The 14567-nt window shown below is 56.7% G+C and carries 19 protein-coding genes and 3 pseudogenes; 14 read left to right on the top strand and 8 right to left on the bottom strand.

Features of this window, described 5'->3' with window-relative positions:
- Positions 1–12 precede the first annotated feature (12 nt).
- From ACMGF8_RS22595 to ACMGF8_RS22580, 4 genes and pseudogenes are all read left to right on the top strand, one after another.
- Positions 13–327: pseudogene (locus ACMGF8_RS22595) on the top strand (hypothetical protein); the annotation flags it as partial.
- Positions 328–502: 175 nt separating this feature from the next.
- Positions 503–799, top strand: a complete 297-nt coding sequence (locus ACMGF8_RS22590; RefSeq protein ID WP_305949965.1) for a hypothetical protein — start codon at positions 503–505, stop codon at positions 797–799.
- 92 nt (positions 800–891) lie between these two features.
- Positions 892–1543, top strand: a pseudogene (locus tag ACMGF8_RS22585) (hypothetical protein).
- Positions 1540–1919 (top strand): annotated as a pseudogene (locus ACMGF8_RS22580) (phage tail terminator-like protein). Before ACMGF8_RS22585 ends, ACMGF8_RS22580 begins: the two co-directional pseudogenes overlap by 4 nt.
- A gap of 90 nt (positions 1920–2009) precedes the next feature.
- On the opposite strand, the gene ACMGF8_RS22575 reads toward ACMGF8_RS22580, so the two are convergent.
- Entirely contained in the window at positions 2010–2789 is a 780-nt protein-coding gene (locus ACMGF8_RS22575) for an SGNH/GDSL hydrolase family protein (RefSeq protein ID WP_416760358.1), read from the bottom strand.
- Between ACMGF8_RS22575 and ACMGF8_RS22570 the strand changes: the two genes are divergently transcribed.
- A complete protein-coding gene (locus ACMGF8_RS22570) occupies positions 2758–3174 on the top strand; it encodes a hypothetical protein (RefSeq protein WP_305949963.1) in 417 nt (138 codons plus the stop codon). The genes ACMGF8_RS22575 and ACMGF8_RS22570 overlap by 32 nt on opposite strands.
- A 39-nt stretch (positions 3175–3213) precedes the next feature.
- On the opposite strand, the gene ACMGF8_RS22565 is transcribed toward ACMGF8_RS22570, so the two are convergent.
- On the bottom strand, positions 3214–3474 hold the full coding sequence (locus ACMGF8_RS22565; protein WP_416757143.1) for a hypothetical protein: 261 nt from the start codon (positions 3472–3474) through the stop codon (positions 3214–3216).
- A gap of 30 nt (positions 3475–3504) precedes the next feature.
- A complete protein-coding gene (locus tag ACMGF8_RS22560) occupies positions 3505–3747 on the bottom strand; it encodes a hypothetical protein (protein WP_162884059.1) in 243 nt (80 codons plus the stop codon).
- A 224-nt stretch (positions 3748–3971) separates the two neighbouring features.
- Between ACMGF8_RS22560 and ACMGF8_RS22555 the strand changes: the two genes are divergently transcribed.
- Together ACMGF8_RS22555 and ACMGF8_RS22550 are read left to right on the top strand one after the other, a co-directional pair.
- Positions 3972–4379, top strand: a complete 408-nt coding sequence (locus ACMGF8_RS22555) for an acyl-CoA thioesterase (protein ID WP_207166003.1) — start codon at positions 3972–3974, stop codon at positions 4377–4379.
- A 353-nt stretch (positions 4380–4732) separates the two neighbouring features.
- Positions 4733–5116: a c-type cytochrome gene (locus ACMGF8_RS22550; RefSeq protein ID WP_102863236.1), complete on the top strand. Its 384-nt coding sequence runs from the start codon at positions 4733–4735 to the stop codon at positions 5114–5116.
- Between the two features lie 280 nt (positions 5117–5396).
- Here the strand turns inward: ACMGF8_RS22550 and ACMGF8_RS22545 are convergent, their stop codons facing one another.
- Complete coding sequence (locus ACMGF8_RS22545) at positions 5397–5927, bottom strand: GNAT family N-acetyltransferase (RefSeq protein WP_416757140.1); 531 nt, start codon at positions 5925–5927, stop codon at positions 5397–5399.
- A gap of 347 nt (positions 5928–6274) precedes the next feature.
- Between ACMGF8_RS22545 and ACMGF8_RS22540 the strand changes: the two genes are divergently transcribed.
- The gene (locus ACMGF8_RS22540) at positions 6275–6412 is read left to right on the top strand and encodes a PA0050 family protein (RefSeq protein WP_240322014.1); all 138 of its coding nucleotides are present in this window, start codon (positions 6275–6277) and stop codon (positions 6410–6412) included.
- Between the two features lie 494 nt (positions 6413–6906).
- Entirely contained in the window at positions 6907–7638 is a 732-nt protein-coding gene (locus ACMGF8_RS22535; RefSeq protein ID WP_416757137.1) for an ABC transporter substrate-binding protein, read from the top strand.
- A gap of 132 nt (positions 7639–7770) precedes the next feature.
- Here the strand turns inward: ACMGF8_RS22535 and mddA are convergent, their stop codons facing one another.
- Together mddA and ACMGF8_RS22525 are read right to left on the bottom strand one after the other, a co-directional pair.
- Positions 7771–8544 carry a methanethiol S-methyltransferase gene (gene mddA, locus ACMGF8_RS22530; RefSeq protein ID WP_416757135.1) on the bottom strand — a complete coding sequence of 258 codons (774 nt, stop codon included), beginning with the start codon at positions 8542–8544 and terminating at the stop codon, positions 7771–7773.
- Between the two features lie 112 nt (positions 8545–8656).
- Entirely contained in the window at positions 8657–9592 is a 936-nt protein-coding gene (locus ACMGF8_RS22525; RefSeq protein WP_416757133.1) for a hypothetical protein, read from the bottom strand.
- 343 nt (positions 9593–9935) lie between these two features.
- On the opposite strand from ACMGF8_RS22525, the gene ACMGF8_RS22520 reads away from it, so the two are divergent.
- The 5 genes from ACMGF8_RS22520 to ACMGF8_RS22500 all read left to right on the top strand — a co-directional run bounded on the left by ACMGF8_RS22520 (position 9936) and on the right by ACMGF8_RS22500 (position 12378).
- Positions 9936–10130, top strand: coding sequence for a hypothetical protein (locus ACMGF8_RS22520; RefSeq protein ID WP_205413474.1), 195 nt, complete (start codon positions 9936–9938; stop codon positions 10128–10130).
- A gap of 29 nt (positions 10131–10159) precedes the next feature.
- The gene (locus ACMGF8_RS22515) at positions 10160–10936 is read left to right on the top strand and encodes an APH(3') family aminoglycoside O-phosphotransferase (RefSeq protein WP_250330663.1); all 777 of its coding nucleotides are present in this window, start codon (positions 10160–10162) and stop codon (positions 10934–10936) included.
- A 198-nt stretch (positions 10937–11134) separates the two neighbouring features.
- Positions 11135–11527: an MliC family protein gene (locus tag ACMGF8_RS22510; protein ID WP_102863243.1), complete on the top strand. Its 393-nt coding sequence runs from the start codon at positions 11135–11137 to the stop codon at positions 11525–11527.
- 227 nt (positions 11528–11754) lie between these two features.
- Positions 11755–11913: a hypothetical protein gene (locus ACMGF8_RS22505; RefSeq protein ID WP_162884058.1), complete on the top strand. Its 159-nt coding sequence runs from the start codon at positions 11755–11757 to the stop codon at positions 11911–11913.
- A 144-nt stretch (positions 11914–12057) separates the two neighbouring features.
- A complete protein-coding gene (locus tag ACMGF8_RS22500; RefSeq protein ID WP_102863244.1) occupies positions 12058–12378 on the top strand; it encodes a YbjQ family protein in 321 nt (106 codons plus the stop codon).
- Between the two features lie 34 nt (positions 12379–12412).
- Here ACMGF8_RS22500 and ACMGF8_RS22495 read toward each other — a convergent pair whose 3' ends face one another.
- Positions 12413–12805 (bottom strand): VOC family protein, encoded by a 393-nt coding sequence (locus tag ACMGF8_RS22495; RefSeq protein ID WP_306400145.1) that lies wholly within the window; start codon positions 12803–12805, stop codon positions 12413–12415.
- A gap of 88 nt (positions 12806–12893) precedes the next feature.
- Positions 12894–14534 (bottom strand): ABC-F family ATP-binding cassette domain-containing protein, encoded by a 1641-nt coding sequence (locus ACMGF8_RS22490; protein ID WP_102863574.1) that lies wholly within the window; start codon positions 14532–14534, stop codon positions 12894–12896.
- Positions 14535–14567: the final 33 nt, after the last annotated feature.

Raw genomic sequence — 14567 nt, 5'->3', positions numbered from 1 at the left:
TGACTTTGAAGGGGGAGGGAGGTAACCATCCGCGACATCAAGCCTGCCGAGTACGATCCTGATACCGACTCGGCCGGCCCTGACACCATCATCGAGCAGACGGCCAAGGGCATTCTGCTCGACTTCACAGGCCTGGAGTTCCAGAACAACAGCCTCATCAAGCAGGGCGACAAGAAGCTCAAGGTCGACGCCCAGGGGCTGGAGTGGGCGCCGGATCTGCTGAACAAGGTGGTCATACAAGGCCGCACCTGGTACATCGTTCCGCCGCTGAAAGAGATCAACCCGGCAGGTACGCCGATTCTGTACGAGCTGCAGGTGCGTTCATGAGCCGGCCCGAATGATGACGGCAGTTAAGATAAACCCTGGAGTTGCCTGTAAGGCGTAGGCTTCGAAAGGTGGCTTTCGCACTACCTGTATTGATGGGTGGGCAACGACTCGATGCCGTAACGGCGTTGTGCTTTTATCTTCCGGCTGTGAGTAAAGTATATGGATATGCGCGGTATTGTATTTGCTGTTGGCGCGGCTGTTTTCTTTTCAGTCGCTGCACATGCAGACACTGATGATCAAAAAAGAGATCGTTGATCGCTGCAAGTCACAGATGGATAAGTACGGATCAGTGATGGTGAAAGCCTGCGTTGACCAAGATCTAGAAGCGGTCACTGGCCTTAAGCAAATCCCAGATGAGCATAAGAATACCGTTGCACGCTGCATGAAGCAGATGCGTAAGTACGGATACAGTATGGTGAAAGAATGCGTCGATCAGGACCTTGAGGCGGCGAAAGCCTTAGGTGAGTACTGAGTCACTATTCTCTTATGCGATGACCTCCACTATTCGAAAGCCCGCCTCCAAGCGGGCTTTTTTACGACTGATGATCAGGGAGGTGTTCAGCCATGTCTTCGCGTTACGCGGGCAGGAACGGCAGCTTCGCCGAGAACATCCGCCAGTTCGCCGAGCAGGCCCAGGCCGGCATTGACGCTACCGTTCGCGAGATCGTGATCGAGATTGGCAGCAGCGTGATTCGCATGTCACCAGTGGGAACCCCAGAGATCTGGACGGCCAACGTGGCGCACCGTGCGGCCAATACGCGGACAGCCGACGACTACGACTTCAAGGTCTCGGTGCGCAACACGCTGATCAACCTGGACGAAAGCAACTTTACCAAGTCTGGCAAGCTGCGACATGAAGTACGCTAAGCCCCTGACCAAGGCCGAGCGTGACCAGAACTTCAGCGTCAGCGGCCTGGTCGCCGGCAAGGACTATGTCGGCGGCCGCTTCCGGGGGAATTGGCAGTCCTCGATCGATACACCCGCCGACGGTACGCTGGATCAGGTCGATCCTTCTGGAGGTGTGACCCTGGCCAAGCTGCGGCTGCAGGTCGGGCAGCTGACAGCAAGCCAGACAGCCTACATCGTGAACAACTTGCCTTATGCGGTGCCGCTTGAATACGGGCATTCAAAGCAGGGCCCCGGAGGCATGGTCCGGATCACGTTGGCCAGGTTCCAGCAGATCGTCGACGAAGCCATCAGGAACAACCAGGTATGAGCCATAACGTGGTCGCCACTAGCTACCAGGCCCGGGTTATTGCCTGGGCGAAAGCCAGAGTTCCACCGGTGAAAGTGGTCGTCGAGAACGAAGCCTACACGTTGCCGACGGACACTGCGAGCAACACCCTGGGTGGCATCACCGGATGTACAGCGGCGTCTTCCAGGCCAGCGTAGTAGTGCCATCTGGCAAGTATCGCGGTCCGGCCGGCGGTCTGGCTGACGAGATCAGCGCTCTGTTTTCGCTGTATGAGCGGAACGAGAAGGCCGGCCTGACGGTGGTGACCATGATGCCACCAGACCAGGGCCCCGGCATTCAGGGAGACACCAACTACTCCGTGCCCGTGTCCTTCCAGTACCGCGCCGACACCAACTGATCGTCATCACACCAGAATCGCACGCATGCAGATTGAGTGATCAGGGTTACACGATGGATGATGCAACAAAAGCGCGCTTGCAGTGGCTGACTACCAGCCCTTTGCTTTGATGAAGTCGTAAACAGTACTGGCAACGATCTTGTTTCCAGCATCATTCAAGTGAAGGCCGTCAATCAGCAGCGATGGCGGGATCTTGCCGGAGTTGAACGCGACCATGTCGTCAGATGATGCAGGATTGTAGCTACCTACAAGAGTCTCTCTTATATCAATCCAGTGCTCTGGGTATTTTTCGGAAAGTTGCTTGTTGAGTTCGACTATTTGCTTAAACTCGGCGCTCTCGGATGATTCAAAGATTGCATCAGTAACCCCCATGACAACAAAGTGGTCGTTGTCTTTCAGCGAGTTAATCATGAGTTCAATGTTTTCAACTATGGTCTCGTTTGAGAGTTTGCTGAGGATGTCATTCCGACCTGACCAGATTACGACGACGCTGCTTGTCCAGTCGGCCTGATCGATGATGAAGGGGGTATTAGGGCTTGTGGCGACTGGATCGCCTGACTTCGCGCGTTTGAATTTGGTTGTCCCGGCCAGGTCTGGTGCTTGCTCATTCCAGTCGACGGACAGCGTGCCCGGCACGCCCGCCAGCGAGCCCGAATACTTCAGCTTCCCGTAGTTCGACTTGCTGGACAGATTTGAGTGGGTCGTTGACTCAATGGCAACCTCGCCTGATGCGGGGATGACCCCACCTGCTACGGTCATCAGCGGTGGTTTCGCGCCGAACTTCGAAGCTATCTGGGTGGATGTCATTCCCTCGATACCGTTGTTTGTGACGGCCCTGATGTCCAAATTCTTAAGCGCCAGGGTTTGCAATATTTTGGGGTATGGTGCTGAAACTCCTTTTGCAGTACCGGACGTCAGCGAGTCACCCCAGCAGCTGATTATGGCTCTAGGATTTTTGTACTTAAGTACTCCCGGGATGGATATGAGCGAAAGGACTACAAACAGGATGATCGCAGTATTTCTCACAGGAAGAGTTTTGCCTTTAGTGTTGGATAAGGGAATGCAGGTTAACCTGTCCTCGATTGGAGCATTGTCTCAGGTTCCGAAGAGATTTTCTCGTTCGGCAGGACGCCAGAGGAAGAGGGATGATCAGTTTCAGCACATGAGCCAGCGCCGGAAAAATAGTACAGCAGGCAGTACATCGGAAGTCGTGCTTTTGAGGTTGGCCCAGCAAAGTCGGGTGTTTTTTGCCTGAATTAGACTCCGGCTTCGGGCACCATCTAAAATCAAGGGTTTACGAGCGAAAGCCGGTGTAGATGCCTGTACCTTTCCGCTCAGAAGTTATCCAATGGCCCGCAATTCGCTTTGTGGGTGAGACCTTCTTGTCTTTACGGTTGCGAATGTACTGCTCGGTCATCATTACGGTGGTATGCCCAAGTTGATCGTTGGCCTGCATGATATTGCCGCTCGACTCCACCTTGTCTGTGCCAGCAATGGCGCGCAAATCACGCATCTGGAAGTCGGGTTTTTCAACTCCTGCGGCCTCTCTGGTCATATCAAACGCGCCTGCGTAACATCGCCGTCGTCATGGCGTGCCAGCTTCTGCCACGGTCAGCCGCATCGAGTGGAGCTGGTGGGATTTCTTCCTTGCCATTATTCGATCAAGAACAATCTTCAGCTCGTCAGTGATTTCAACATGGCGTTTAGCCTTGGTCTTTCCTTGCTGAACAGTCTGACGGCCACGCACGACACCTTCAAAGTGGAGCATTCCCTTGAGCTGACGCTTGCTGAAGCCACGTAGCGCCGCGCCAGCGCGGCATACGCTCATTGTTACCCCAGACACGTCCATCGGCGGCGACCCAGCCGGTCACGGTCTAGATGCTCGCGGCTTCTGGGGATTGCTGCATCACGACTTTTTTCAGAAATGACTTCGTCCTTGGCCGCTATACCGTCTATGCAGTGGAGAAGGGAGGGAGGTATCGTGTCCTTGGGCAAACAGCAGCTGCGAGTTGGTTGTTATAACTTCGTCACTCAATATTAAGGATTGATCTTGTGCCGAACTCAGTGATTATCAAGAGGAAGGTATTGTTCGGCGACTGTGATCCGGAGGGGATTGTCTATACACCTAGGTTTTCGTACTTTGTGGTTGAGGCCGTTCATGATGCACTTACAGTTTGGCTGTCCGGACCCGGATTAAGAACGCTGCTAGGTTTTAATTTACTGCCTCCAGCAAGGGCCTTCTCGCTGGAGTTTCTTCATCCGGTCACTTGGGATGATGAGCTTTCAATTAAGGTAAGTGTTTCCAGTGTTGGGCTTCACTCGTTCGCATTTTTAGTCGAGGGCAGTTTGACGCCAGATGTTATGGCGTTTACTTCTAGCCTTACACACGTTTGCGTCTCACCGATTACCAGAGAAGTTATTGAAGTTCCTTTGCAACTGCGGGCGTTACTCCAGCCATGAGCGTTATAGTCGATTGGACGAGACAGAGTGGGCGTGGCGCGTGCGGGCTTAACCTTTTTCCAGCTCACCCAGTTTCCTGGCGTGCGGTGCGTCACCACTGAATTGCGTGCTGCTGATGACGTCGGCCAGTTCTAGAGGGGATTGTTCTGTTAAATCAACGAGCTGATATCAGGCTAGTGCTCGGGCATGTCAAACGAAATACCCTTTGGTCTGAAGTTTACTTCTCGGGGGGAAGCGTCTTGCTAATGAATGATCTCGGTCTAGATGTTCTCGAGAGAGTTGAATGTTGTAGAGGTATGACCGGGGTTTTCCTTCGATTCAGATCTGGTTTTTCCAATAAGGCCACATAAAAAATGAAAGCAAAAGTATTACTCATCGTTTCGCTAGGGGTTATGTCGTTGATTCAAGCATCTCTATCTTTCGCGGATAATGCCAATGGAAAAAATCTCTATTTACAGCGATGCGCTATGTGTCACGGAGCAGATATCAAGGGGACGGGGCCGTTGGCAAATAAAAGCAATCCGCCCACGCCTGATCTAACGACATCCGCATTTAAAAAGCGCCTAAATGATTATCCAGGCGTTATTGTTTCATCAGTCATACTGCGACCCAATGGCGACTTGATTCCAAGAACTTTACGGGAGAATGGTGTAAAGCTATCGCCATTCTCTTGGCGGGTTAATGATTTTCGCGATTTAAATCAATATATGAGTGGTGTGATTTTAAAAAGCCGATGATTTTTAGAAGAGGCGCGTGTACAGAGTTATAAGGGGGCGTGGCATCCTTCATTGCCAGTAACTGATCATGTACAAGTGCATGAGATACTCGGGTGTGCAAGGCTCACAGATCTATGGTGAGCGCTCTGCTGGAGTCAAGGGCTCACGAGCAACCGAGATTGATTTGCGAGAAATCAAGGTTCGCGGTGAGCTTGAAATAGACAGGAAGTGTATTGGTGGTACATAGCTGAATGCTCCTGTCTGTGAAATGCGAAGCCCGGCCAAATGCCGGGCTTTTGTATTAATCAAGGCGACTCGGCTTCTCTATTTTGTAGAGCAGGTACTCTTGAGTGCGATCAGTGAGTTGTCTGATGGCGCGATGGGAGAGGTGCCCGCCGATTTTTTCCATGGCGCGTTGAGAGCGAACGTTCTGGCTGTCAACGTGAAACCAAACGGTGTCCACCCATTGAAATGCATGGGTCAGCATTAAATGTTTCAACTCTCTATTGGTTCCGCCTCCCCAACGATCACGAGCCAGGAAGGTGTACCCGATCGTCACTTCTCGCTTCTTCTCATCGAACTCGTAATAACGAGAGGAACCGATCACTTGGTTATGGCTGCGATCGATAACGATAAGCGCGCCTTTTGAAGCAAGTGCCTCGTTAAACCAATGGTGAAATACGGGCTCCTGATAGCGCGTTGGGCTTGGATGTTGAGCCCAGATCAGAGGGTCGGATGCCACACGGTACAGCGCTTCGAAGTCATCATTTTCCAGTGGGCGCAGTTCAAGCGTTTCACCAATAGTTGAGGGGGCGAGTGGCAGTAGTTGCATCATTTTTTCCTTTGGGCTCAGGAGTGGGCTTGTCTGTTCACTGTCACGTAGGTGGCGTTATCGATTGGACTACCTTCGAAAGGTCTTAGCCTATCCGATAGGAGTGATGACTGCGGGTTCGCTTCGTCTCTGGCGCGACAATGCACCACACTGGCGCAACCGACGTGACTGGTCTTTTCTGTTTCGGGTCCTTTGGCGTGCTCGCTGACCGATCTGGTGGCAGGCGCGTGAGGGACGGGTGTTTGGGGCCCGGTTCTTGAACCTACGGTTTGCGAGTGCCCCTAAGTGTTTGCTCGTGCCCTCGATAGTGGGCATGGATTGCTCGTCTAATGACCAGGAGGTTACAAATGAAGAAAGTCATGTTGGCTGTGCTGCTGCTCTGTGGTTTTTCCCTGACTGCCCAGGCTGCGTGCCCGGTATTTGGCCCATCCAAGGACCCGTGCAGCGGTCCGGTGTTTGGTCCTTCTACTTGCGAATGCCCTTAGTGCAGGTCATCTGGCAGGTCCGGTTGAATCCGGACCTGCTTTCTGAAGTTGGCACTGTCCGCTCTCAAGCAGGCTATTAAGCGTGCCCCCCTTGGAACCCGCCCTGAGCGGGTTCTTTATTGCCTTGAGAAAAGATCGGCAGGGGAGCCAACCGAGTACGCTAGACGGTATGTGCTGTTTACCGCACTCAAACGGCGCGGTTCTGATTAAATGAGGCTGGTTTTTACAGGAGCTTCTTTGTTATGGAAAATCTGTTCAGGCAACCATTGTTCGTAGTTGGCATGACCCTGCTCGCTGTGGGAATGGGCACCTCTAACCCCGGTTTTTGGATACCCGGGAGCGTTTTTATGATGATCGGTTGGTCGCAACGGCGAAAGGGTTGAGGCGGCTGTTCTCATAGTGCAAAGACAGTGATGCGCGAGTCCGAGTCCATCAGTTAGCTGTTGCCGGTCACCGGTCCTGCTTTTTTCTGAACCTCATTCACGGAGCAAAACATGAGTGCTATCAACCAAGCGGTCCTGGACGATCTGGCACCGCAAGGCGTGCTGCGGGCCGCGATTAATTTTGGCAACCCAGTCCTGGCGCAAAAAGGTAGTGATGGTTCGCCGCAAGGTGTGTCGGTCGCCTTGGCAGGCGCTCTGGCTGAAGAGCTCGGCGTAAGTTTGCAGATGGCCACTTTCGATGCTGCCGGCAAGGTCTTTGCGGCGTTGGAGGAGGGCATCTGGGATGTCGCTTTTCTGGCTATCGAGCCAGTGCGTGAGGAGCAGATCGCCTTCAGCGAGCCTTACGTCATCATTGAGGGCACCTATCTGGTGGCGGCGGATTCACCTTTCCAGGCGGTCGAGGATCTTGACCAGCCAGGCCTGCGGTTGGCAGTGGGCAAAGGTGCGGCCTACGACCTGTTTCTGTCTCGTACGTTGAAACATGCTCAGCTTGAACGGGCGGAAACTTCGGCGGGTGCGGTCGAGCTTTATCTTCAACAGCATCTTGATGCGGCGGCCGGCGTGCGCCAATCCCTGGAGCAGATGGCGGCCAACACTCCGGGTTATCGTGTACTGGAGGGTGCGTTTACGGCTATTCGTCAGGCCATGGCAGTGCCGCGGCAGCGGGAAGCAGGCGCGACCTATGTCAGGGACTTCATCAAGCGCAAGAAGGCCGAAGGATTCGTCAAGGCCGCACTGGCCCGGAGCGGGCAGACCGATGTGACTGTCGCGCCTCTTCAATAGCGACGTATTGGTCATATCAGGTCCATGTCGACGGCAGGTGCGTTTCTCTTGAAGGACCTGTGGGGGAGGGGAGTGACTGTTGGAGACGTCCTCCCAATCAGGATTTCAAGAGCGTTCAACCTTCTTCGCAACTCAGGTTTTTTTGCGTGAAGGCAGCAGCATGCCAACCTGCTGTTTATAAGCCAGGTATTGCTTGCCAAAGACTCTGGCCATGTCTTTCTCTTCGAGATGGGTTCCCACGAATATGTAGGCGGTGCAGGTCAGTGCGAACACGAGGTGTCCGACAGTCATCTCAGGCGTTGCCCAGAAGGTTATGAGAAAGCCCAGGTACATGGGGTGGCGAACAACCTTGTAGAGAAAGGGCGTGATGAAGTTGAGGGGCTCCGGCTGGGTTTTGTAGATGCCACGGTAAGCCTGTTTCAAACCAAATAACTCAAGATGGCTGATCAGAAAGGTTGCCATTAGCGCAAGCCCCCATCCCGCCCAGTACAAGCCGTTCAGCAACCCTCTGAAACCCTCGGCCTGAACGGTCCAGACCACGGCCGGGATGGGTTGCCACAGGATGAACAAGAGGATCAGCATCAGGCTGCTGCATAGAACATAAGTCGCTCGCTCTATGGGGGCGGGAATGATCCTGGTTATTTTTTTCTTGAAGCCTTCGCGGGCCATGACGCTGTGCTGGACCGCGAACAGGGTGATAAGGGCGATATCTATAACTGTTGCAACCAGCCCATGGTGATATACCCCTGAGTCAATGTTTTTTGGTACCAACAACGAACAGAGAAAACCAATCAAGTAGAGAAAGGTCAGGAGAAAAATCACGTAGCTGCAGAGGCTGTAGAGCAGATAAAGCAGGTTTTTGGCAGTGTTTCCGGTTGTTTTTTTCAGTTTGTAGTCCGCGTTCATGAACGATTCCTTTCGGTCATGGCGGAGACTGCAAACTTGCGCCCAGAGTGGAAACTCAATTAATCGACGCTTAAACCTAGCACTGATTGTCGCTTGCTGTTCCTTGGCTGTTTCAGCGTTGTCCCGGATCCGGCTGCACTAGATGCCGCCAGGGAAATACTTGCCGGGCAAAATGCTTTACGTAGCCGCCTCCAGTGGCCTGGATCACCATGAACTGCAATGCAGGGCGCAGTTGTTGCAGGCTCTCGAGCTGTTCCAGGCTCAGGCAGGTGTTGCGCAGGCGCAGCGCCCTCAAAGGGTCGCAGGCAGTACTGGCGAATAGTTGTTCATAGTCGGCGAAGGAGGTGACGGACTGTTCTTCGCGCTGATCCGCCCAGTTGTTCTGCAGCGCGCTGGATTCGGTGAAGTCCAGGTTGCTCAGCCGCGGCAGATTGTCCGAGCTGGCCAGGTTGGCAATGAAGTGCTGGGTGTCCCAATGGCCGCCAATACGCAGGTTGGTAAGGTGCGGCAGATGGACCTGGAAGAAGCTCGAGTCGGGGGCATTGGGCAGGGTCAATTCGCTCAGATGCGGCGCCTTGGCGACAAAGCGGGCGATCTCTCCTGCTTCCTCCATCAGCATGCCGGCTTTCTGGATCAGCGAGGCATTGTGATCCTGGGGCTCGCTGGGGCGAACCGACAGCGACCTGAGAATGGGAAAGTTCACGTCGCTGTCCAACAAGGGCGTGAACTCCCATTCGCGGGTGCCGTTTGACCCTTGGTCCGGGCCAGAAAAGGCCAGGGAACTGAGGGTGTCGGCCACTGCCTGGTCGGCGAGGCATTCCAGGGTCCAGGCAAAGGGCTCTTCCCACAGGTCGCCATGAAACTCCAGATGCAGGCCACCACGCATTGGGGCCAGGGCCAGGTAGTTGTAGTCACTGACCCACAGCGGCCCCGTCAGGTCTTCGGGGTGGTCGTCGCGCTCGGCTGCCTGGTCCCGGGTGAAGCCATGGATGCGTTGCTGCAGGTCCAGCAGGCGCTGGTAACCCGGCGAGGACAAAGGGGTAGGCATGGCTGGAATCCGCTGTTGGGTGGGGCCGGGCTGAGCCGCTGGCGAGGGGCGTCGATGATAAGTCCTGTCGCCTACCTGAGTCTTGGTCCGGCACAGTGCCCTACACATTTTTCAACAAATTGACCATGTCCCCGGGGGGGCAGGGAGCACTAGGATCGCCCTTTCATGCACGGGTCTTGTGGACCTTTAGGAGTTTTACCCCATGCCACAAGGGCTATTGCCTCATTCAACCACTGGATTGCTGGCCAGCTCGCTGCAGGGCCGGGGCGTTGCCCGGCAGTTGCACCGCGAGCTTGAAGACTGGGCGGCCGGGTAGGGCGCGCGCTGGCTGCGGTTGAGCGTGGTGTTCGAGAACGTCCGGGCCGAGGGTTTCTGGAGAGCCTGTGGCTATGTCGAGGCCCGTACCCGTGACGGGATAGAGCTGGGCCAGTTACGGCACAGGGTGCGCATCATGATCAAGCCGCTGTCCTCGGACTCCCTTGAAGACTACTTGACCCTGATGCCCCGCGATCGGGTCGAGCCCCCGGTATCGGTCTGATAAAAATGGTTGGAAACAGTGTGACCCCCATGACATTGAAACTGCCTGAGGCCATCGCGCGCTTCATTGGTGATGCGCAGCTAGTCCCGGACACCGTGGGTGAGTCGCCTTGCCGTGTGTATAGCTTCCTTCGCGGCAACGAGCGCTTCTTCCTCAAGTTCTCGGCGGCTCTCTATGCCCCCACCACCTACAGCGTCTTGCGGGAGGCTCGTGTACTTGATTGGCTGGACGGGCGCCTCAAGGTTCCCGAACTGGTGCTGGTGGAGTCGGGGGGTGAAGGCGAGTTTATGATTACCCGCTCTGTGCCGGGTGTTCCATTGTCCTCTTGCATAGCCGCCGGCCAACCGGCACTGCCGCTGTTTCGCGAGGCGCTGCATCAAATGCAGTCAGTGGCGGTGGACGAGTGTCCATTCGATGCCGGAGTCTCGATGCGCCTCGCCGAGCTGGATTACCTGATGGCCCAGGGACTGTGCGCTGCGGAATATGACCTGGCCCAATGGCCTGGGTTGGCCGGCCCCGAGGCCCTGCGGACGCATCTGCAGCGTACCCGGCCCATTGAAGACCTGGTTTTTTCCCATGGTGATCTGGGGGACAGCAACATCTTCATCGATGGTCGCGATGAGCTGTATTTCATCGATCTGGGGCGGGGCGGGTTGGCCGACCGCTGGCTGGACATCGCCTTTATCCAACGCGATCTCCGCGAAGTGCTTTGCGAGGCGGACGCGGCTGAGTTTCTCCAAGGCTTGGGACTCCCGGACAATCCTTCAAGGCGGATCTTCTTTGAACAGTTGGACGAGCTGTTCTAGCTGATGGGATCAGGCACCTGTAACGGCGACGTGCAGGGTGGGGCGATGCATCAATATCTGGTTCCGCAAGCTTCAGCCCTGCACACGAGCCCTCTGCTCTGGAGCGGTCGGCAGGACCGGGCGAAGGCCTCTCGGGCATGAACTAAAATCGCTATCACCAGTCCCATGGGGCATCTTTGACCATTCGGGGGAAATACCGTGAAAACTCGTCTCGCAACGCTCTGCGCCGCGGCTCTGGCTTCGGCCCTGCCGATTTTGACCGAGGCTGCCCAGGCGCAGGCGCCCGCCCCTGAGCCGACCTATCAGAGCCAGGTGGCGCGCTATCAGTGCGAGGGTAATGTCCGCATCGATGCGGCCTACCTGAATATCGACAATGGCACCTCGTTTGCCACGCTCTACTACAAGGAGCAATTGATTCCCATGCACATTGCTCGCTCGGCTTCCGGCGCGCTGTATGTGGCAGACGATGAACAGAACAGCTTTCGCTGGCACACCAAGGGCAAGCTGGGCGTGTTGTCGTTCCTGGAGGCAGATCACACCGCCAAGGAGCAGCAACTGCTCAAGGACTGCCAGGAGATTGATCCGCAGTAACAGCTCCCCCGCAGAGGGGCTTGAGGCAAAAAAAAGCCCGCGCGAGCGCGCGGGCGAACTGTAGTTGCTTGAATGAGCGAAGCAACTATACACAGACGGAGTTAGCGTCTGGGTGAAAGAAGTTTCATCTTGCTCAGGGTGTGTTTTGTCGGCAAAAACGAGCCATTACCGGATCTGTTCTAACCTGAAATGGCGAGTCAAAAATCCCTTCAGGAAGAGAGGTGGGCATGGCAACACAACAGCAACGCCCTTATGAGCAGGAGCGCAGTGACGAGGCGGCGCAGTACCAGGTCGAGCACAAGGAGCCGCCACCGCAAACCTGGAAACACCCGGACGATGGCAAGAGCCTGTCGGAACTGGACGAAGAACGTCCCTTGAAGCCCTGATCCCAAGCCCCGCTCCAGAGCGGGGCTGTTGTGTGTGGCGACGCCATTGTCGCCCATGACCGACCCTCACCGTCGCTCTGATACCATCGCCAGCCTTAATGTCCCGGGAGCTCGGGACGGAATGTCTGTTCAAGGGAGAAATACATGATTGTCACCACCACCGCCCATATCGAAGGTCGGGAAATTGCCGCGTATCTGGACATCGTCAGTGCTGAATCCGTCCAGGGTATCAACGTGGTCCGCGATCTCTTTGCCGGCATGCGCGACTTCTTTGGTGGTCGCTCTCAGACCTTGGAGCGCGCCTTGAAGGAAGCGCGGATCCAGGCCACCAGTGAAATCAAGGAGCGGGCCCGTCAGTTCAACGCCGACGCAGTGGTCGGCGTGGATTTCGAGATCAGCATGCCTTCTGGGCGTGGCGGCATGGTGGTGGTGTTTGCCACCGGGACCGCCGTCAAGCTCAAGTAACGTTCTGCCCGACTTCCTCCCGTACTCCCTGGACTCAAGCACCCACTGGGGTGCAGAGCTCCACCAGGGTGCCATCCGGACAACGCACGTAGGACACCGTCTGCCCCCAGGGTTTGCTGCTGGGGGCCGCAAGTTCCTGGGCGCCCTGTTCCAGGGCTCGGGCATGGGCTGCATGGACGTCGTCGGTTACCAGTCCCAGTTCCATGCCCAGAGGGTGCGGCGAGGAATGGGCGGCGACGTGGCCAGCCTTGAAGTTCAGTTCTGCCAGGTCGTGATCGGCGAAGGCCAGGGTGGTGCCACCGGTTTCCAGTTCACCGTAGGTGCCGGACTCATGGAGAAACCGCCGCTTGAAGCCGAAAGCCTGCTCAAAGAAGGCCAGGGAATCTTCGACCTTGGGCACATAGATGATGGTGTAGCCGAACTGCATGGCGTGACGCTCCTTGTCTATGGATAAGAGGACGCGAATCTAGCATGGGCACGCGCCTGTCCGCGGTTTTTTGCGATAAGGCACTGTGTTATTGGCGACGCTCCAGTAACTCCCAGCCCCGTGGGGACCATTGCAGCTCATGGGTCGGTGCCAGGGCCTGGAGGAAGTCCTGATCGTGGGACGCCACTACCAGTGCCCCGGGGTAGTCCCGCAGGGCTTGTTCAAAGGCCTGTACCGATTCCAGGTCCAGGTGATTGGTTGGCTCGTCGAGCAGCAGCAAGCGCGCCGGGCTGCCCCCCCACAATGCCAGCGCCAACGCCGCTTTCAGCCGCTCTCCGCCGCTCAACAGGGCGCAGGGTTGCTGCACCCGCCGAGCATCCAGTTGCAGGCGTGCCAGGCAGGTGCGCAAGGCACTTTCCTCCAGTGGTGTAGCGGCATTGGCCAGTTGCTCCAGCAATGAGGTGCCGGGGGCCAGTTGCAGCAGGTGCTGGTCCAGATAGGCGCTGTTCACCGTCACCCGGCAGTCGCCGCTCAGGGGTTGCAATTGACCGGCGAGCATCTTCAGCAATGTGGATTTACCGCAACCGTTGGGGCCGATCAGGGCAATGCGTGCCGGGCCGCTGATGTTGCAGGTGAGATAGGACGCCGGCGACCGGCGGTCCAGCCAGGGCAATTGCGCCTGCTGCAGGTTGAGCACTGGCTGGCCTGCCTGCAGGGTGGTATCGGGCAGGGTCAGCAGGGTCGGTTGTTGCGCGGTAACCCGGGCATAGGCACTGCGTACTTGCTCATCAAGGGCGCTCTTGTGCCCCTGATGGCTGTGACGCACCTGACCCATGATGTCCCGGGCGGCGCCGAGTATCTTGGCTCGCTCGAAGCTGGAGATGTTGGCGGTCTTGGCGTATTTACGCGATGTAGCGGCGTGGCGCTGGATGGTGTCGTGCTCGCGTTGCAGACGCTTGTGTTCACGGCTGCGCTGGGTGCGGGCATGTTCCAGTGCCGCCTGGGCGGCATCGTCATGGGCCTGACGCTGAGCCTGGTACAGCGCGTAGTTGCCGCCGTAGACCTGGGCTCCCTGGGGACTGAGCTCAACGATGCGTTGTACCTGCATCAGCAACTGGCGGTCATGGCTGACCAGGATCAAGCCGCCGCGCCAGTGGCGCAGTTGCGCCATCAGCCAGCAGCGTCCGGCACGGTCCAGGTGGTTGCTGGGCTCGTCGAGCAACAGCAGGTCGGCGTCGCTGAGCAGAGCACCGACCAGCACCACTCGGGCCAGTTGCCCGCCGCTCAGGCTCGCCGCCGGATGATCCGGTTCCAGGTGTTGCAAGCCGGCCTCATCCAGAGCCTGACGCAGGCGCTCGGCCAGGTCCCAGCGGTCATCCACCCGCAGCAGGTCTTCCGGGTCGGCGTTACCGGCTGCCAGGCGCTGCAGGGCCCTCAGGGCATCAGCGACGCCTGCGACCTGGGCCACCGTCTGCTGCGGAGCAGGCAGCGGGTCCTGGGGGACATAGGCGAGGCTGGCGGCGCAATTGAGGCTGCCGGAAGAGGGCTGCAGTTCTCCGGCGATCAGGCGCAGCAACAGGGATTTACCCATGCCATTACGCCCGACTATGGCCGTGGGCAGGCGATCGAAGCTGAGGGTCAGGGCATCGAGCAAGGTTTCGCCATTGGCGAATTGATAAGTCAGCTGGTTCAGTGAAACCAGCGCAGGCAGCCGGGTGACGTGAGTCATCAGCACCTCCGGAAAATGTGTTAGCAGGCCAAT

It is taken from the genome of Pseudomonas sp. BNK-7 (assembly GCF_048072025.1).
Taxonomy (GTDB): Bacteria; Pseudomonadota; Gammaproteobacteria; order Pseudomonadales; family Pseudomonadaceae; genus Aquipseudomonas; species Aquipseudomonas danubii.
This window is presented reverse-complemented; position numbering and strand designations above follow the sequence as displayed.